General features: G+C 69.0%; 15 protein-coding genes. 11 read left to right on the plus strand and 4 right to left on the minus strand.

Annotated elements, in window-relative coordinates:
• Positions 1-82: 82 nt before the first annotated feature.
• From argC to cls, 9 genes are all read left to right on the plus strand, one after another.
• On the plus strand, positions 83-1,168 hold the full coding sequence (argC, locus tag KF684_07295) for an N-acetyl-gamma-glutamyl-phosphate reductase (GenBank protein MBX3352724.1): 1,086 nt from the start codon (positions 83-85) through the stop codon (positions 1,166-1,168).
• Positions 1,165-2,034, plus strand: a complete 870-nt coding sequence (gene argB / locus KF684_07300) for an acetylglutamate kinase (protein ID MBX3352725.1) — start codon at positions 1,165-1,167, stop codon at positions 2,032-2,034. Before argC ends, argB begins: the two co-directional genes overlap by 4 nt.
• Positions 2,035-2,133: 99 nt before the next feature.
• Positions 2,134-3,093, plus strand: coding sequence for an ornithine carbamoyltransferase (locus KF684_07305; protein ID MBX3352726.1), 960 nt, complete (start codon positions 2,134-2,136; stop codon positions 3,091-3,093).
• Between the two features lie 87 nt (positions 3,094-3,180).
• Complete coding sequence (locus KF684_07310) at positions 3,181-4,380, plus strand: argininosuccinate synthase (protein MBX3352727.1); 1,200 nt, start codon at positions 3,181-3,183, stop codon at positions 4,378-4,380.
• A gap of 2 nt (positions 4,381-4,382) precedes the next feature.
• On the plus strand, positions 4,383-5,777 hold the full coding sequence (gene argH, locus KF684_07315; protein MBX3352728.1) for an argininosuccinate lyase: 1,395 nt from the start codon (positions 4,383-4,385) through the stop codon (positions 5,775-5,777).
• Between the two features lie 2 nt (positions 5,778-5,779).
• Positions 5,780-7,006, plus strand: a complete 1,227-nt coding sequence (argJ, locus tag KF684_07320) for a bifunctional glutamate N-acetyltransferase/amino-acid acetyltransferase ArgJ (protein ID MBX3352729.1) — start codon at positions 5,780-5,782, stop codon at positions 7,004-7,006.
• Positions 7,007-7,307: 301 nt separating this feature from the next.
• Positions 7,308-8,603, plus strand: a complete 1,296-nt coding sequence (locus tag KF684_07325) for a hypothetical protein (protein ID MBX3352730.1) — start codon at positions 7,308-7,310, stop codon at positions 8,601-8,603.
• Positions 8,600-9,751 (plus strand): SDR family oxidoreductase, encoded by a 1,152-nt coding sequence (locus tag KF684_07330; protein MBX3352731.1) that lies wholly within the window; start codon positions 8,600-8,602, stop codon positions 9,749-9,751. Before KF684_07325 ends, KF684_07330 begins: the two co-directional genes overlap by 4 nt.
• Positions 9,752-9,808: 57 nt before the next feature.
• Positions 9,809-11,260 carry a cardiolipin synthase gene (gene cls / locus KF684_07335; protein ID MBX3352732.1) on the plus strand — a complete coding sequence of 484 codons (1,452 nt, stop codon included), beginning with the start codon at positions 9,809-9,811 and terminating at the stop codon, positions 11,258-11,260.
• Position 11,261: 1 nt separating this feature from the next.
• Here cls and KF684_07340 read toward each other — a convergent pair whose 3' ends face one another.
• On the minus strand, positions 11,262-12,236 hold the full coding sequence (locus KF684_07340; GenBank protein ID MBX3352733.1) for an MBL fold metallo-hydrolase: 975 nt from the start codon (positions 12,234-12,236) through the stop codon (positions 11,262-11,264).
• 82 nt (positions 12,237-12,318) lie between these two features.
• On the opposite strand from KF684_07340, the gene KF684_07345 reads away from it, so the two are divergent.
• Complete coding sequence (locus KF684_07345; protein ID MBX3352734.1) at positions 12,319-13,068, plus strand: hypothetical protein; 750 nt, start codon at positions 12,319-12,321, stop codon at positions 13,066-13,068.
• Entirely contained in the window at positions 13,065-14,024 is a 960-nt protein-coding gene (locus KF684_07350) for a hypothetical protein (protein MBX3352735.1), read from the plus strand. The genes KF684_07345 and KF684_07350 overlap by 4 nt, the downstream gene beginning before the upstream one ends.
• Here KF684_07350 and KF684_07355 read toward each other — a convergent pair.
• From KF684_07355 to KF684_07365, 3 genes are all read right to left on the minus strand, one after another.
• Positions 13,993-14,649, minus strand: a complete 657-nt coding sequence (locus KF684_07355) for a hypothetical protein (GenBank protein ID MBX3352736.1) — start codon at positions 14,647-14,649, stop codon at positions 13,993-13,995. The two genes, KF684_07350 and KF684_07355, sit on opposite strands and share 32 nt — an antisense overlap.
• A 128-nt stretch (positions 14,650-14,777) precedes the next feature.
• Complete coding sequence (locus tag KF684_07360) at positions 14,778-16,844, minus strand: hypothetical protein (protein ID MBX3352737.1); 2,067 nt, start codon at positions 16,842-16,844, stop codon at positions 14,778-14,780.
• Between the two features lie 265 nt (positions 16,845-17,109).
• Positions 17,110-17,562, minus strand: coding sequence for a hypothetical protein (locus KF684_07365; GenBank protein ID MBX3352738.1), 453 nt, complete (start codon positions 17,560-17,562; stop codon positions 17,110-17,112).
• Positions 17,563-17,608 lie beyond the last annotated feature (46 nt).

Raw genomic sequence — 17,608 nt, forward strand, 5'->3', positions numbered from 1 at the left:
GGGCCCCCTCCGAATCATTCCTTTCGCGTCACCCTCGCCACGCGTCGCGTCAGCCGCGACCCATGACCCGCCCGTTTGTCCGATGACCAACTCCCCCTCCACAATCCGCGTCGCCGTCGTCGGCGCCTCCGGCTACAGCGGGCGAGAACTCGTGCGCATCCTCCTCGCGCACCCTTCGGTCGAACTCGTCGGCCTCTTCGGCTCCGACAAGCGCGGCAGCGAGTCCGCAGGCGACGCCCAGCACTACCACCAGCTCTTCCCCCAGTTCCGCGGCCTCATCACGCTCCCCATCGTCGCCGGAACCCCCGACGCCATCCTCGCCACCCGCCCCGATGTCGTCTTCCTCGCCACCCCCGTCCCCGCCAGTCTCACCCTCGCCCCATCTCTCCTCGACGCCCCCGGCGCCCCCGGCGCCCCCGGCGCCCCCGTCGTCATCGACATCGCCGCCGCCTTCCGCCTCAAGGACCCCGCGATCTTCGAGGCCCACTACGCACAGCCCCACCCCGCCCTGAACTGGCTTGAGCGCGCCGTCTACGGCCTGCCCGAACTCCACCGCGCTCACCTCGCCAAGGCCCAGCTCATCGCCTGCGCCGGCTGCTACCCCACCTCCTCGATCATCCCCCTCGCGCCCCTCGTCAAGGCCGGCGCGATCGAGAAGGGCCGGGCGCCCATCATCGACTCCACCAGCGGCGTCAGCGGCGCCGGACGCGCCGCCTCCCTCAAGACCTCCTTCTGCGAGCTCTCCCTCCAGCCCTACGCCGTCCTCTCTCACCGCCACCAGCCCGAGATCGACGCCTACGCCAACACGAAAACCATCTTCACGCCCCACCTGGGCCAGTTCGATCGCGGCATCCTGTCCACCATCCACGTCGACCTCGCCCCGGGCTGGACCGGCGCCAGGGTCCGCGACCTCTACGACTCTCTCTACGCCAACGAGCCCTTCGTCCGGCTCCTCCCTCAGGGCGAGTGGCCCACTATCAACGCCGTCGCCCACACCAACTTCTGCGACCTCGCGCTCGCCAGCGACGACGCGAGCCGCCACCTGATCGTCGTCAGCGCCATCGACAACCTCGTCAAGGGCGCCGCCGGCCAGGCCGTGCAGTGCATGAACATCCGCACCAACCAGCCGGAGGGCGCGGGCTTGACGCCGCGCGTCAACCGCCCATGATGATCTCCTTCGATATGGACAACCCCCTCGCCCACGCGAACGGCCCCCTCGTCGTGAAACTCGGCGGCGCCGCCGTCGACAATCCGGACGCCGGGTCCGCCCTGTGGGACGCCATCGCGCGCCTCCACCAGACCCAGTCGCGCGGGATCATCCTCGTCCACGGCGGCGGGACCGCCATCGACCGGCGCCTCGCCGCGCTCGGCATGAAGTCCGACCGCAAGGAAGGCATTCGCATCACCCCCGACGAGCACATCGGCGAGGTCGTCGCAACCCTCAACGGCGTCATCAACACCGGCGTCGTTGCCCAGCTCCAGGTCCGAGGCGTCCCCGCCGTCGGCCTCACCCTCGCCGACGGCATGTTCGCCCGCTGCGTCAAGTCCACCAAGTTCTCCTTCGACCCCGGTCGCGTCGGCGAGGTCGTGGGCGGCGATCCGCGCCTCCCCCTCTCCCTCATCCGCACCGGCTTCCTCCCCGTCTTCTCCTCGATCGGCTTCGACGATCAGGGCGGAGCCCTCAACGTCAACGCCGACGAAGCCGCCGCCGCCGTCGCCTGGATCGTCGGCGCTCGGGGCCTCGTCCTTCTCACCGATGTCGAGGGCATCCTCGACCAGCGCGGCGCCCTCGTCGCTTCCATGCGCGCCGATCAGGTCGAGCACATGATCGACTCCGGCGTCATCGGCAACGGGATGATCCCCAAGGCCCGCGGCGCCGTGCACGCCGCCAACGCCTCCGGCGCGCCCACCGTCATCGCGTCGTGGAAGGACGCGCACAACCTCCAGCGCATCGCCGAGGGCGAACTCGTCGGCACGCGCATCCTGCCCGGCGTCCGAAGAGCCGAGCACGCCGAACTCACGCTCGGCGTGTAAGCAACCCGCCGCGCTCCGGCCCCATCATCGCGTCACGACGCTCCCCACCGACCCGCATCCGCGCGCGCCGCGCTCCCATTCGGCGCTCAGGAGGCTGCCATGATCATCGCCGCCCCGGACATGAAGACGACCATCTCCCCGCTCGCCGCCACCGACATCCTCTCCGTCGGCGAACTCTCGGCGACTGAACTCAACGCCCTGCTCGACACCGCGATCCGCGTCAAGGCCGAGCCCCTCGCCTACGAAGACGCCCTGCGAGGCAAGTCCCTCGTCATGCTCTTCGAGAAGCCCTCGCTGCGCACACGCGTCTCCTTCGAAATCGGCGCCGCCAAACTCGGCGCCAAGGTCGTCTACTTCGACCACTCCTCCTCCCGCATCGGCCAGCGCGAGCCCGTCGCCGACTACGGCAGCAACCTGTCCCTCTGGACCGACTGCGTCGTCGCGCGCGTCTTCCAGCACTCCGTCATCGAGAACCTCGCGAAGCACTCCACCGTCCCCGTCATCAACGCGCTCTCCGACCTCTATCACCCCTGCCAGGCCCTCGCCGATCTGCTCTCTCTTAAGGAGAAACTCGGCGATCTCAAGGGCGCCAAGCTCGCCTTCGTCGGCGACGGCAACAATGTGTGCAACTCCCTCATGCTCGGCGCTGCCACCCTCGGCATGGGCTTCACCGCCGTCTGCCCCCCCGGCTACGAGCCCGACGAGCAGACCGTCAAGGCGGCCGGCAAACTCCTCAAAGACAGCGGCGGCACGCTCACCATCACCGACGAGATCGAAGCCGTCTACGGCAACGACGCCGTCTACACCGACACATGGACCAGCATGGGCCAGGAGTCCGAGCAGGCCCAGCGCGTCAAGACCTTCGCGCCCTACCAGGTCAACGAACACCTCATGAACATCGCGGGCGACGACGCCCTCTTCATGCACTGCCTCCCCGCCCATCGCGGCGAAGAGGTCGCCCCCGAAGTCATCGACGGGCCCCGCTCCATCGTCCTCCGCCAGGCAGAGAACCGCATGCACGCCCAGAACGCGCTCCTGCTCCACCTCCTCGCCCCGTAAGATCCAACGACGCCCGCCGCCCGGCCCCTTCCGGCCCACGCACAGAGAGACGCGCGGCACGCACGCCGCCGAAAGAGAGAGAGATCCATGAAAGTCGCCCTTGCCTACTCCGGCGGTCTCGACACCTCCGCCATCGTTCCCTGGCTCATCGAGAACTACCACTGCGAAGTGATCGCCGTCGTCGGCGATGTCGGCCAGGGCGCCGACGAACTCCACGGCGTCGAGGACAAGGCGAAGAACAGCGGCGCGAGCGCCTGCTACGTCGTCGACCTCAAGCGCGAGTTCGTCGAGGACTACGTCATGCCCACGATGATCGCGGGCTCCATCTACGACGGGAAGTACCTCCTCGGCACCGCCATCGCGCGCCCCATCCTCGCCAAGGCCCAGGTCGAGGTCGCCCTCCAGACCGGCTGCGACGCCATCTCCCACGGCTGCACCGGCAAGGGCAACGATCAGGTCCGCTTCGAGGGCGCCTACGCCGCCCTCGCGCCAGAGCTGAAAGTCATCGCCCCCTGGCGCGAGTGGAACCTCCGCTCGCGCGAGTCGCTCCTCAACTACCTCGAAGAGCGCAAGATCCCCTGCGCAGCGAGCCGCGAGAAGATCTATAGCCGCGACCGCAACCTCTGGCACGTCTCCCACGAGGGCGGCGCCCTCGAAGACCCCTGGAACGCGCCCCCCGAGGATGTCTGGCTCATGAGCGTGTCGCCCGCCGACGCGCCCAACTCCCCCGAAGATGTGCACCTCACCTTCGAGGAGGGCTACCCCATCGCACTCAACGGCGTCGCCATGGCCGCCGACGACCTCCTCGCCGAACTCAACACCATCGCCGGCAAGCACGGCGTCGGGCGCATCGACCTCGTCGAGAACCGCTGCGTCGGCATGAAGTCGCGCGGCTGCTACGAGACCCCCGGCGGCACCGTCATCGTCGAGGCCCTCCGCGCCCTCGAAGAACTCGTGCTCGACCGCGACACCCGCTTCTACCGCGAGGAACTCGGCCTCAAGTTCTCGCGCCTCGTCTACGACGGCAAGTGGTTCACCCCGCTGCGCGAGGCCCTCTGGGCCGCCGCCGAATCCATCGCCAAGCCGATGACCGGCGAGGTCGTCGTCCGCCTGCACAAGGGCAAGGCCACCGCCACCCAGCGCCGCTCCCCCGAGTCGCTCTACTCCGAACAGTTCGCCACCTTCGGCGAAGACGCCGTCTACGACCACAAGCACGCCGAGGGCTTCATCCGCCTGCACTCCCTGCCCCAGCGCATCGCCGCCCTCAAGAAGAAGGCGAAGGTCTGACGATGGCCACCCTCTGGGGCGGACGCTTCGAGGGATCGCGCGCCGAACTCTTCCGCGCGATCAACGACTCGCTGCCCTTCGACATCGCGCTCCTCGAACAGGATGTCCGCGGCTCCATCGCCTGGGCCAACGCCCTCGCGCGCGCAGCCGTTATCACCGACGACGAACGCGACGCGCTCGTCAACGGCCTGCGCGAGGTCCTCGACGAAGGCATGGCAGACCCTGCCAGCGTCCTCGCCAGCGCCGAAGAGGATGTCCACTCCTGGGTCGAGGCGCGCCTGACCACGAAGATCGGCGCGACGGGAAAGAAACTCCACACCGGGCGCAGCCGCAACGACCAGGTGGCCACCGACCTGCGACTCTGGGTGCGCGACGCGCTGGCGGCGCGCGTCGAAGAACTCCGCGCCGCCCAATACGCCATCCTCGCGGTCGCCGCCCGCGAGTGCGACTCCCCGTTCCCCGCCTACACCCATCTCCAGCGCGCCCAGCCCGTCACCTTCGGCCACTGGTGCATGGCCCATGTCGAGGCCCTCGCACGCGACGCGTCGCGCTTCGAGGACGCCGCACGGCGCGCCAACGAGTGCCCCCTCGGCTCCGCGGCCCTCGCCGGGACCGCCTACCCCATCGACCGTGAAGCCCTCGCGCGCGAACTCGGCTTCGATCGCCCGACCGCCAACTCCCTCGACGCCGTCAGCGACCGCGACTTCGTCGTTGAGGCCCTCGCCGCCGCCGCCCTCTGCGCCACGCACCTCTCGCGCCTCGCCGAAGACCTCATCATCTACTCCAGCGCCGAGTTCGCGTATGTCTCCCTCAGCGACGCCGTCACCAGCGGTTCGTCGCTCATGCCCCAGAAGAAGAACCCAGACGCGCTCGAACTCCTCCGCGGCAAAGCCGGTCGGATCATCGGCGCGCACACCGCCCTCGTCGTCACGCTCAAGGGCCTTCCCCTCGCGTACAACAAGGACCTGCAGGAAGACAAGGAACCCCTCTTCGACGCGATGGCGCACCTCTCGATCTGTCTGCGCCTCGTGCCCGAGGTGTTCAACGGCCTCACGCTCCACCGCGAACGCGCCGCCGCGGCGTCCATCGCCGGCTACGCCAACGCGACGGAGCTCGCCGACTTCCTCGTCCGCGAGGGCATGCCCTTCCGCGACGCGCACCACGCCGTCGGCGTGCTCGTGCGACTCGCCATCGAGCAAGGCGTGGAACTGCAGGGCCTCTCTCTCGAACAACTGCGCTCGGTGGTCCCGACGATCACCCAGGGCGTGTACGAATCTCTGACGGTCGGCGCGGCCCTGTCGCGCCGGGATGTCCCGGGCGGCGCGTCGCCGACCCGGGTTCGCGAAGCAATCGAGAGCGCCTCGAAGCGTCTCTCGGCGCAGGAAAGGAGGTCGTGAAGGTGATCATGAGTTCGCTCCACGACAACGGCATCGAGATGGCGACGCTCGACCTTTCGTCGCTCCGCTGCCCCACGGGGTTCGAGGCCGCCGGCCTCGCGGTCGGCCTGCGCAAGAGCGGGCGACGCGACCTCGCGCTCTTCCTCTGCCGAGAGGGCGCCTCCGCCGCCGGCGTGTTCACGATGAATGTCGTGCGCGCCGCGCCGGTCACCATCTCCGAGGACCACCTCAAGGCAACCGGGGGCAAGGCCCGCGCCGTGCTCATCAACTCCGGCATGGCCAACGCGTGCACCGGCGCCGAGGGCTTCGCGCGCGCCCAGCGCACCGCCGAGAAACTCGCCTCCACCCTCGGCTGCGCACGCGAAGAGATCCTGCTCGCCTCCACCGGCGTCATCGGCATGCAGATGCCCGACCAGAAGATGATCGAGGCCTACAACCCCCTCATCAACGCCCTCGCGCCAGACCGCCTCGACGACGCCGCCGCCGCCATCCTCACCACCGACACCTGCGAGAAGTACGCGGAAGCCCGCGTGCACTTCGGCGGGCGCACCGCGCGCTTCGTCGGCGTCGCCAAGGGCTCGGGCATGATCCACCCCAACATGGCCACCATGCTGGGCGTCGTCATGACCGACGCCGCGATCGAATCAAACGACCTCGCCGACATGCTGCGCACCGCGACGAAGCGCACCTTCAACCGCGTCACCGTCGACGGCGACACCTCCACCAACGACTGCGTCTTCGCCATGGCCTCCGGCGCCGCCGGCGAGTTCCCGCGCGAGATGCTCCAGGAAGCGCTCGAGCGCGTCTGCGCCGAACTCTCCCTCCTCATCGTCCGCGACGGCGAGGGCGCCAAGAAGGTCGTCCGCGTCCGCGTCACCGACGCCGACACCGAAACCGACGCCGAGAAGGTCGCCCAGACCGTCGCCTCGTCGTTGCTTGTGCGCACCGCGATCGCGGGGGGCGACCCCAACTGGGGGCGCATCGTCGCCGCCGTCGGACGCGCCGGCGCTCCCTTCGACCTCGACCGCATCGAGGTCCTCGTGGGCGGCGCCTCGCTCTTTGTCCATGGTGCGCCAGCAGATACGGCGCGCGACGTGCTCAAACGCGCCTTCGCCGGACCCGATGTCGACATCGAGATTCGCCTGAACACGGGAGGCGAAGAGGCGACATTTTTCACGTGCGACCTCACCGAGGGCTACATCCGCATTAATGCTGACTACACCACCTGACGCGACCATCCTCAACCGATAGAACTCTCGTTCTTCGTCGCTGACCACGCCGTCAGCGGCGCGAGCAACACGCGCACGCGGCTCGTCCTCCGGGGCGGGCCGCGTCTTTTCATTCCCCTCCGCACGCCGCGCTCCGCCCGCATCCCGCTGCCGGACAGGCGGTAAGCGTCACGGCGCACGACGCGCCGCCCACGACGACACGGAGCATCCCATCTCCCCGCCCTCGCCCATCCGATCCCTCTTCAACATCCGCGAGGGCGAGGCCGCGCCCGTCGCGTGGTCCGCCGCCGGCTACTTTCTCGTGCTCGCCGCGTGGTACATCATCCGCCCAGTCCGCGAGCAGATGGGCGTGCAGGCCGGCGTCGAAGACCTCAACTACCTCTTCCTCGGCACCCTCGCCGCCACCCTGCTCTTCACGCCTGTCTACGGCGCCCTGGTCCATCTCGCCCCCCGCCGCGTCATCCTCGTCGCGCTCTATTCGTTCCTCGCGATCAACCTCATCGCGTTCACCTTCGTCCTGCGCGCGCAGCCCGAGGTCGGCCCATGGACGGCGCGACTCTTCTATGTCTGGGCCAGCGCGTTCAACCTCTTCGTCATGGCCGCGTTCACCTCGCTGATGGCCGATGTCTGGACCCTCGAACAGGCCAAACGCGTCTTCGGGGGCATAGCAGTGGGGGGGACCGCCGGCGCGATCCTCGGGTCGACCATCACCGCCACGCTCACGCGCCACATCGGGCAGGAGCACCTCCCCCTCGCGTCCGCCGCGTTCCTCGTCGGCGCGATCGTCGTCCTCCTTCAGGCCGAACGCGCCTCAGCCCGCGCACACGCGAAGCGAAACGAACCCGCCACCGACCCGGCCCCCTCGCCCTTCTCGTGGAAGTCTCTCGTCGAGGGCGTCACCATGACCGCGCGGTCGCCCTACCTCCTGGGCATCGCGGTCTTCATGCTCTGCCAGACCATCACCGGGAGTTTCTTCTACTTCCAGCAGGCGCGCATCGTCGACCGCTTCGTCGACGGGCGCGCGGCGCAGACACAGCTCTTCGCCAGCATCAACCTCTGGACGAACATCCTCACCATCGTCGTGCAGATCTTCCTCACGGGGCGAGTGATCCGCGCGCTCGGCGTCGGCCCGACACTCCTGCTCTTGCCCATCATCTTCACCCTCGGCTTCCTCGCCCTCGAACTCGCGCCCGACGAAGCGCTCCTCACCACCATGGTCGTCGTCCTCGTCGCGACGCGCGCCTCGAACTTCGCCCTCTCCAAACCCGCGAGAGAAACGCTCTTCACCGTCATCCCGCGCAACGAAAAATACAAGGCCAAGGGCTTCGTCGACACCTTCATCTATCGCGGCGGCGACGCGATCGGCGCCGTCGCCGACAAGGCCGTCAAAGGCGCTGAGTTCGGCATCGTGTGGATCGCGCTGCCCATCACCACCCTCTGGGGCGCCACGGCCATCTTCCTCGGGGCGCGACAGCGCCGCCTCGCGCACGCGACAAACCGCGAAAACACCCTGCATCCCGGCCCGATCGAGCCGGTTGATCTAGCGGCCACGCCCGTCGCGGGCGCCGCCCGGTCGCCCCGAGGAGAGCCGCTATGAACCACCCCCAGTCCGAAGCCCGCCGCCTGTTCCTCAAGTCCGCCGCCGCAGTGAGCGCGCTCGCCGCCATGGGCGGCGCGGGCGCGATCGCCAACGCCGCCATGCTCCAGCAGCGCGCAGGCGCCACCGGCGACCGCAAACTCAAGATCCTCTTCCTCGGAGGCACCGGCTTCCTCGGGCCGCACACCGTCCGCGCCGCGATGGCCAACGGCCACGAGGTCACCCTCTTCAACCGAGGGCGCACCAACGCCGACCTCTTCCCCGAACTCGAGAAGATCCAGGGCGACCGCAACGCCGACCTCGACAAACTCAAGGGCCGCGACTGGGACTGCGTCATCGACACCAGCGCCTATTACCCGCGACAGGTCCGCGACGCAGCCGGCATACTCAAAGACCGCGTCGGACAGTACATCATGATCTCCACCATCTCCGTGTACGCGTCGTACCCGACGCCGGGCATGGACGAGACCTCGCCCGTCGGCACGATCGAGGACGAAACGATCGAACAGGTCACCGGCGCAACCTACGGCCCGCTCAAGGCCCTCTGCGAGCAGGCCGCCGAAGCGCAGATGCCCGGGCGCGCCACCAACATCCGGCCCGGCCTCATCGTCGGCCCCGGCGACACCACCGACCGCTTCACCTACTGGCCCGCGCGCGTCGCGCGCGGCGGCGAGGTCCTCGCCCCCGGCGACGGCTCCAACTACATCCAGCACATGGATGTCCGCGACCTGGGCGCGTGGATCGTCCACTGCGCAGAAAGGCGCATCGTGGGCGTCTACAACGCCGACTCCGCGATGCGCGAGCGCACCATCAAGGGCCTCCTCGACGCCTGCAAGACCGCCAGCAACTCCGACGCGAAGTTCGTCTATGTGCCCCTCGCCTTCCTTACAGAGCAGGGCATCCGCCCCTGGCAGGACATGCCCTGCTACGCGCCCGCCGAGGGCGCCTTCGCCGCCTTCGGGCAGGTCAGCAGCGCCAAGGCGCTCGCCAACGGGCTCAAGCCCCGCCCCATGCTCGACACCGTCCGCGACACCCTCGAGTGGTGGAAGCAGCAGCCCGAGGAACGGCGCAAGACCATGCGCGCCGGGCTCACGCCCGAGCGAGAGGCAAAGGCCCTCGAAGCGTGGCGGGCGCGCGACGCCGGCTGACCGCACCACCCGATCGCACACAGCGCGGGCCGGCGAGCGTCCGGGTACCCTTCCCCCATGCTCTCGTGGGTCCCACTCGCCATCTTCCTCGCGGACTACGCGCTGCGGATCGGCCTGATCGCGCGAGTGCTCGTCCGCAAACTCAATGTGTCGACCACGCTCGCGTGGTCGTTCATCCTCCTCTTCCTCCCGCTGTTCGGCGTCCCGCTCTACCTGCTCATCGGCGAGAACCGCCTGGGCCTGAAACGCAGCCGCCTCCACAGCCAGGTCGACGCAGACCTCGAAGAACGCGCGATCGGCGCGTGGAAGGGCGGCGCGACCGACTGGACCCACGAGAGCGAACCCTTCGATCACGTCGCCCGGCTCTGCGGCGCCGTCTCGGGCCTCCCGCCCCTCAAGGGCAACCGCCTCTCGCTCATCAGCGACAGCGACGAACTCCTCGACTCCCTCGTCCGGGACATCGAGACCGCGAAGCATCACGCCCACCTCATGTACTACATCTGGTCCACGCAGGGCCAAGGCCCTCGCAAGGTGGGCGAAGCGCTCATCGGCGCTGCGCAGCGAGGGATCAACGCGCGAGTCCTCGTCGACGCCGTCGGCAGCGCCGACTTCCTCCGATCGCCCCTCGCGTCGTCGATGCGCAAGGCGGGCGTGCAGATCGTCGCCGCGCTCCCGGCCAACCCGTTCCGCGCGCTCTTCGCACGCGTCGACCTGCGCAACCACCGCAAGGCCGCCGTCATCGACGGACGAGTCGCCTACATCGGGAGTCAGAACCTCAACGACTCAGCGTTCAATGTGAAGGGCTCCGGAGGCCCGGGCCCCTGGATCGATGCGACCGTGCGCATGGAAGGCCCCGCTGCGCAGGCAGTCAGCGTCATGTTCATCCGCGACTGGGACATGGACGCGCGGCACAGGATCGGGCCAGACACCGAATACCTCCCCGAATTCGAGATCGCCGAGGGTGGCGTGGTCCAGCTCGCGCCGTCCGGCCCGCAGTCCGGCCCTCTCGCGATCCAGCAGTCGATCCTGACCGCGATCTATTCGGCGCGCGAAGAGCTCATCATCACGACGCCCTACTTCGTCCCGGACGACCCCACGCGCCTCGCCCTCCAGGCCGCCGCGATGCGCGGCGTCCAGGTCACACTCGTCGTCCCCAAGAAGGTCAACTCCCCGCTCGTCGGCTTCGCGGGCAAGTCAGAGTTCGGGGGGCTGCTCGCCTCCGGGGTGCGCATCCGGCTCCATCGGCGAGGCCTCCTCCACGCCAAGACCATCACCGTCGACCGGCGGTTCGGCATGATCGGCTCCGTCAACATCGATATGCGATCCTTCTGGCTGAACTTCGAGGCGACGCTCTTCGTCTACGACGACGACTTCGCCAGCCAGCTCCGCTGGCTCCAGACCGGCTACATCGAAGAGTCCGACTCGCTCACCCAGGAAGAATGGCGCCGCAGGCCCTTCGCCGAGAAGGCGGTCGAGCACGTCGCGCGCCTCTTCGGCCCGCTGCTCTGACTCACCGATCGTCAGCCGCCGGACCCCGCGCCCGCAGCTCGAACACATCCCCCGGCCGCGCGCGCAGCACATGATCCGAGCGATCGCCCGCCGCCTCGAGCAGACGGCGCATCGGTTCCTCCACCGGCTCGTCCGAGAGCTCGAACGTCGAGTGGTGCACCGGCAGCAGCAGCCCGTTGCGCGACGCGACCCCGCCGATCGCGGTGAACATGTCCCACACCTGCTCCGGCGTCGCGTGCTGATGCTCCCACGGGTCGTACGCGCCGATCCCGAAGATCGCCAGGTCGATTGGGTCCAGCGCGTCGAAGACGCGCGTGTGCGCCGTATCGCCCGCCGCCAGCGACAGCCCGGCGTCCGACTCGATCACGTACGCGTTGAAACCGCGCCCCCGATCGAACGCCGTTCGCGCGCCCCAGTGCGCCGGCTCGACGGCGCGCACCGCGAACCCGTCCAGCTCGAACCGACCGCCCCAGTCCAGCTCGATCACCTCCCGGAACCCGCGAGGCATCAACGATCGCAGCCCGCGCGCCACGATCGCCACCGTCCTGGCCGACGCGATCGCCTCCAGCGTCGGCCGATCCAGGTGATCAAAGTGCGCGTGCGTGATCAGCACGGCTTCCGAGGCGCGGAGGTCCTCGGCCCGCACCGGGCAGGGCGTCAGCCGGCTCGGACCGATCACCCTCCCCGCGATGCGCGGGCCGATCCGCGACGACAGCACCGGATCGACGAGCGCCGTGCGCCGATCGAACCGCAGCAGCACCGACGCGTGACCGAGCCACGCCGCCGCGTTCTCAAGGTCGTACACACCGAGGAACTCCGCCCGGGACGCCGCGGCGTCGGGGGGGCTGGCGGGGCCGGCCGCGCCACCGGCCATCTCGCGCAGCGATCGGGCGATCACGCCCGGGTACCGGCGAACGCCCGACCGGGTCGCGGCGGCGGCGAGTCTCACTCTTTCGGGGATCGACCGGCTCTGCATACGCGTACAGCCTATGGACGAGCCGGCGCCCCCGGAGGTTCCTGAACGACGCTCGTCCACCCGTCTGCGGTAAGGTATCGCCATGGCTCGCTCGCATATCTGCCCACGCTGCGGCCAGGAACTCTCGGGAATCCCGGCCCGGCTCGGCAGCGTCGTCGCGCAGCCCGTGGTCGTCTGCCCCCGCTGCGCCTCCGGCTGGGCCCGCGCTCCACGCGCCCAGCGCAACGCGTTCCGCAACGCTCGGCGCACCGTCTGCGCCGCCGCGGCGCTCGTCGGGCAGACCGTCCTGGTGGTCATCCTCGCCCTCGTCTGCGTCGCCATGTCGCACTCGCTCGCGCGCGGCGCCGTCGAAGCCGGGCCGTCGCCTCGCCTCTTCGGCCTGGAACACGACGATCGCTGGTTCGATCAGCACGTCTCCGTCACCGATTCGTGGCTCGTCATCGCCGGGCGACGCTTCCCGGTCGGGGGCGTCATCGTGCTTGGATTCGTCTCGGCGTGCATCGCCGGGTGGTCTTCCATCGCGTGCGTCCACCGGCGCACGCTCCGCGCGTGGGGCGACTGGCTCGCGATCCTCGCGATCGTCCTCGCGTGCTTCCTTGTCGTGCACGCGATCGAGGCGAGCCGAGCCCCGCACACGCCGCGATCCGATCCGATCCGCGTCTTCGAACAGACCGTGATCCTCTCGCTTGTCGTTGTCTCGCTGTCCACGCTCACGATCCTCGCCGCATCGCCTGTCAGATCGCTTTTCCGGCGAACCCACGCGCGCTCCCTCGGCGCCCGGCGACGATCGCTCCTCCGAAGGTCCCGCGCACGACGAAGGGGTTTCGCATGACCAGCCCGGGCGACAACGCCGTGACCATGCAGCGCGTCTCGATCATCACCGGCGATCGGTGCTGCATCTCCTGCGGGTTCAACCTGCACGGCCAGCCGATCCTCCGCGAGCCCGTCTACCAGATGCTCATCGTGCGATGCCCGGAGTGCGCGACCTGCGTCGCGATCCAGGAATACCCGGCGCTGGGCGTGTGGGCGCGCCGGTGGGCCTCGGCGCTCGTCGCCACCTGGATCGTCGGGATCCTCGTCCTCGTGCTCGCCAGCTCGATCATCGTCAACGCGATCAGCTCCGCGATGGTCGACTCGGCTTCGACCACCTACGGGAAGGAAATCTCCCGCGAGTTCCTGGGCACGGAGGCCGGCAGAGAGCATGTGACCACCCGGTACGGCGGGGCCGGCGCCGTCGCGCCGCAGCACCTCACGCCGAACCCATGGACGCCCATCGACGACGCGTGGTGGAGAGCGTTCGACCGCAAGGACGAGCTCTTCGCTCGCGCAGGGGGTTACCCCGCGATGCTGCGCGACGTGACCATGCACCTCTTCGGCATCGCGCTCACGGCCACGGTCTGCGGCGTGCTGCTGGCAGGGCTCGTACCGCACCTTCGGGGCAGACGGCTTCTGCTGCCGGCGCTCGCGTGGGGCGCCGTCGCGGCCTTGATCGCGTGGTTCGTCCTGCGACAGTCCCAGGTCTTCTTGTATTGGGGCAGCTGGGTGTCGGCGCAACAATTCGCGGCTGAACGCCTCGCGAGGCCCCTGACCGCGATCGGCGTCGGGCTCGGGCTCGTCGTTCTGGCCTTGGCCCTGCAGGTCGGGCGCCCCTTCCTGCGATGGCTCGCGAACGCCTTCACGCCGCCGCGTCTGCGCGTCGGGCTCGCGGCGCTGTGGATCTGCGACGGGAAAGCCCCGCCCAGCGCCGGGCCGCCGGTCAGCGCGCCGCCGCCGCGTCGATCTGCCTGAGGTACTTCAGGGGCTCCTTCTCGAAGTCCTCGATGCACGGGGCGCAGCAGAACCGCACCAGCCGGTTCGCGAAGACATAGTCAACGACATGCCCCATCGACCCGAGCTTCCCGCCCGAGATCACGCACGTGTTCATCGGGTACGAGTCCTTCTGCGCAGCGATCACCGCGTCGTTCTGCACCCGGATGAACTTCTCAGGATCGGCGAGGAACTTCTCCTCGCAGCCCGGGCAGCACAGCCGAACCAGCCGGTTGTTCCACACGAGCGTCATCGACACGTCGTGCGCGCCCTCGATCTCGAGAGGGTCCTCGGGCTTCACCACGCAGTGCGTGAGGGGGTACGAGCCGATCTGCTGGCGGATGATCGCCTTGTCGAGCGCCGCGAGGTGCTTCTCCGGGCCTTTCTCGAAGGTCTCGACGCACGCGTCGCAGCAGAACCGCAGCTCGCGACGGTTGTGCATGAACACCACCGGGTTGCCCATCTGGGTCAGCCGAACGCCGGACACGATGCAGGTCTCGAGCGGGTAGGGGTCCCCAAGGCGGGTCTGCGCGTCCTGAGGCGCCGCGGTCAGCCCGAGCGCGCCGAGGAGGAACAGAGGAGCGAGCATCGCGACGAATCGTTTCATGGCATGACCTTTCGCAAAGGGATCTGGGCGACGGGAATGGTACCGTCCCATCCCGGGCTGGGGGAAAGACGAACGCCCCGGCGTGGCCCGCCGGGGCGTCGTGGGTCAGGGGGTGTGGCAAGATCGCGTCAGTTCGCCGGGCAGTTCGCGCCGAAGGCGGTCAGAACCGCGTTGAGGTCGGCGAAGTTCACCACGCCGTCGGCGTTGGTGTCGGCAGGGGGGAACGCGTCGCCGAAGTTCGAGAGCACGATGTTGAGGTCGGCGAAGTTCACGACCCCGTCGCCGTTGAGGTCCGCGGCGCAGGTGGGCTGATGCTCGAAGGCGCCCATGTCGACCGGGCTGGGGTGCACGCCGGCAGGGGCGTAGGGGGTGCGGACGGCGCGGGCGACGCCGTTGAGGTCGACGGGCACCGTCTCCGAGGTGTTGTTGTTGCTGTTGAGATCGAAGATGTCGGCGACGAGGAACGCGTTCTCACCCGAGTCGATCGCCGGGGAGCCGCGCCGCAGGCGGAAGTCATCGTCGAAGTCGCCGTAGACGTTGTTCGCCCCGCGCGGGTTGGCGAACATCGGGTCGGCGTTGCTGTTGGTCGAGCCGATCGGGAAGAAGAAGCCCTGCAGCGTGCTGCGCTCGACCGCGAGCTGCCCTGTCGCCCCGCCCACCGAGGGGGCGGCGGCGGTGTCGGCGTTGTCCCACATGATGGTGTTGCGGACCGCCATCTGCACGCTGTTCATCATGTGCACCGCGCCGCTCGTCCCGCCGGAGGTGTTGCCGGCGAAGGTGCAGTTGATGAACTCACGGACGCCGCTGGTCGCGCTGACGAGCGCCGCGCCGCCGTTGTTCACCGCGGTGTTGCCCGAGAACAGGCAGTTCACGAACCGCGCCCCGCCGCCGATGTTGAGCGCCCCGCCGTGGCTCGCCGCGTCGTTGCGCTGGAAGCGGGTGTTGTGCGCGACGACCGTGGCGTTGCCGGTCGAGGCCAGCGCCGCGCCGGCGCCGAGGCCCGTGGTGTTGGTGTAGAACAGGCACTCGGCGAAGCGCGCCTCGCCGCTCTTCACATAGACGCCGGCGCCGTCGATCGTCGCGTAGTTGCTGATGAACTTGGTCTTGCGGAAGGTCGGGGACGAGTTGATCACCCGCACGCCGCCGCCGTTGGCGTCGATTCCCAGCACGTCGTTCGAGCCGCGAGAGATCGTGAACCCGTCGATGAGCGTCTGGTTCGACGCGTTCTCGACCGTCACGACCGTGTACGAGTTGTCGTTCTGGGCGGAGGTCCCGATCGCGCCCGACAGGTTCGTGATGTAGAACTCGGGGAAGGTCCGCTGCGCCAGCGTGGTCTCGTTCGCCGCGAACCCGCCGTAGAGCTTCAGCCCGCTGGGGACGCGGAACGTCGCGCCGCGGTCCGTGCCCGTGGTGGGCTTATAGATGCCCTGCGCGACCCAGATCTCGCACTTTTCGCCGCCCGCCATCTTCGCGGTCCGCAGCGCGATCTGCAGGTCGCGCAGCGCGCCCACCCACGAGAAGCCCAGCGGCTCGCCCTCCGCGTTGTCGTTCACGTAGATCCGCATCCGGGGCTGGTCGTCGGGCAGCTTCTTGATCTGAATGCCCGCGCAGACCGCCGCGCCCGTGAAGGGCTCCACGCGGATCGTCATCGAGTTGCTCAGCTGCAGGTTCACGACGTGCACGCTGTAGAGGTTCTCAGGATCGACCTGCACGCCGCTCAGCGCGCCGCCCACGACCTGCGTGTTCTGCCAGCCGTCGGCGTAGACCTTCACCTGCGCCCGGTTCGCCGCGTCGTTCGGGTGCGCCGCGTAGGTATAGATCGCGTACCGGCCGTACTGCAGGTTGTTGATCTCGTAGGTGATCTGACCGGTGCTCGCCCGGTGGAAGTCGTTCATCAGCAGCGCGAGGTTGCTCGACAGCCCCGGCGTCGGAGAGGTCGTGATTACGCCCTGCCCCGAGACCGTCAGCGTCGCCGGCGTGTTGTTGCCGAAGCGGTCGCGCAGCGTGTAGCTGTTCGACCCCGAGTGCACGATGTTCCAGCTCCCCGGCTCGGCCGCGGCGCCCGCGAAGATGACCGAGGGCACGCCCACGGTCGTCGAGGTCGAGTTCACCTCGATGTTGATGGACTGGGCGGACGCGACCCCGGCGAGCGTGCCGGCGAGCAGGGTGAGAGCGGCGATCTTCGTGCGGTTCATGGCGTTTCCTCGTGAGGTGTCGTGCGTGAGAGAACGCGAGCGCACCGACAGCGCGTGCCGCGCCGACAACCGGCGTGGACGATGTCCATGGTGAATCACTCACTCGCGTCGGGACGCCCCGGTCGCATCCGTGCGCGACCGCGGGCCACTCCGAATCGGCGCCCTTCGGCTTTCGCCGCCGGGGCCGTCTCCTCGTCATCTCCCTGTCCGGTCAGTCATGCGACACGCCAGGAACGGGTGGCTGACGATCCCGAAAGATTTTCGATCAGCCCTTCACGCCGGCAGCGATCCGGTCCGCCGCCGACTGCGCCGCTCTCGCGGCGCCCTTGAGCATCAGCTCCGCGACGCGCGACAGCGCCGCCCGCCACGCCCCCTCGACCTCGTCCGTCCACGCCCCGGAGTCCGCCACGCGCAGCGACTCGAGCAGCCCCTCCAGCACCAGCGGGTAGTGCTCCGCCATCGCGCCGATCGACGCGTGGTGCGCTCCAAGGTCCATGAGGGGCTCCTCCAGTGTGTCCAGACGGTCGGCGTTCTTGGCCACCAGCGCCACGGTCGCGAGCAGATGCCCGCGCTGTCGAGTCATGTCCGCCGGGAACAAAGACCGAACAGCCGGGTATCGCTCGAACAGCGTCCGATAGAAGTGCTCGACAGCCCCGGCCATGCCCGGCTCGAGCCGTCTCGCGTGCTCTCGGAGGATCGTCGCCTGCGTGTGGTTCATGAGACTCTCGGTCGGAAGTGCGGAAAGTGACCCGATACCCATCCAT

The sequence above is a fragment of the Phycisphaeraceae bacterium genome (genome assembly GCA_019636675.1).
Taxonomy (GTDB): domain Bacteria; phylum Planctomycetota; class Phycisphaerae; order Phycisphaerales; family UBA1924; genus JAHBXC01.

Coding starts and splice junctions, on each gene's coding strand:
- argB (MBX3352725.1), top strand. CDS start 1,165: ATGATGATCTCCTTCGATATGGACAACCCCCTCGCCCACGCGAACGGC.
- KF684_07330 (MBX3352731.1), top strand. CDS start 8,600: ATGAACCACCCCCAGTCCGAAGCCCGCCGCCTGTTCCTCAAGTCCGCC.
- KF684_07305 (MBX3352726.1), top strand. CDS start 2,134: ATGATCATCGCCGCCCCGGACATGAAGACGACCATCTCCCCGCTCGCC.
- cls (MBX3352732.1), top strand. CDS start 9,809: ATGCTCTCGTGGGTCCCACTCGCCATCTTCCTCGCGGACTACGCGCTG.
- argH (MBX3352728.1), top strand. CDS start 4,383: ATGGCCACCCTCTGGGGCGGACGCTTCGAGGGATCGCGCGCCGAACTC.
- KF684_07340 (MBX3352733.1), bottom strand. CDS start 12,236: ATGCAGAGCCGGTCGATCCCCGAAAGAGTGAGACTCGCCGCCGCCGCG.
- KF684_07345 (MBX3352734.1), top strand. CDS start 12,319: ATGGCTCGCTCGCATATCTGCCCACGCTGCGGCCAGGAACTCTCGGGA.
- KF684_07355 (MBX3352736.1), bottom strand. CDS start 14,649: ATGAAACGATTCGTCGCGATGCTCGCTCCTCTGTTCCTCCTCGGCGCG.
- KF684_07310 (MBX3352727.1), top strand. CDS start 3,181: ATGAAAGTCGCCCTTGCCTACTCCGGCGGTCTCGACACCTCCGCCATC.
- KF684_07360 (MBX3352737.1), bottom strand. CDS start 16,844: ATGAACCGCACGAAGATCGCCGCTCTCACCCTGCTCGCCGGCACGCTC.
- KF684_07365 (MBX3352738.1), bottom strand. CDS start 17,562: ATGAACCACACGCAGGCGACGATCCTCCGAGAGCACGCGAGACGGCTC.
- argC (MBX3352724.1), top strand. CDS start 83: ATGACCAACTCCCCCTCCACAATCCGCGTCGCCGTCGTCGGCGCCTCC.
- KF684_07350 (MBX3352735.1), top strand. CDS start 13,065: ATGACCAGCCCGGGCGACAACGCCGTGACCATGCAGCGCGTCTCGATC.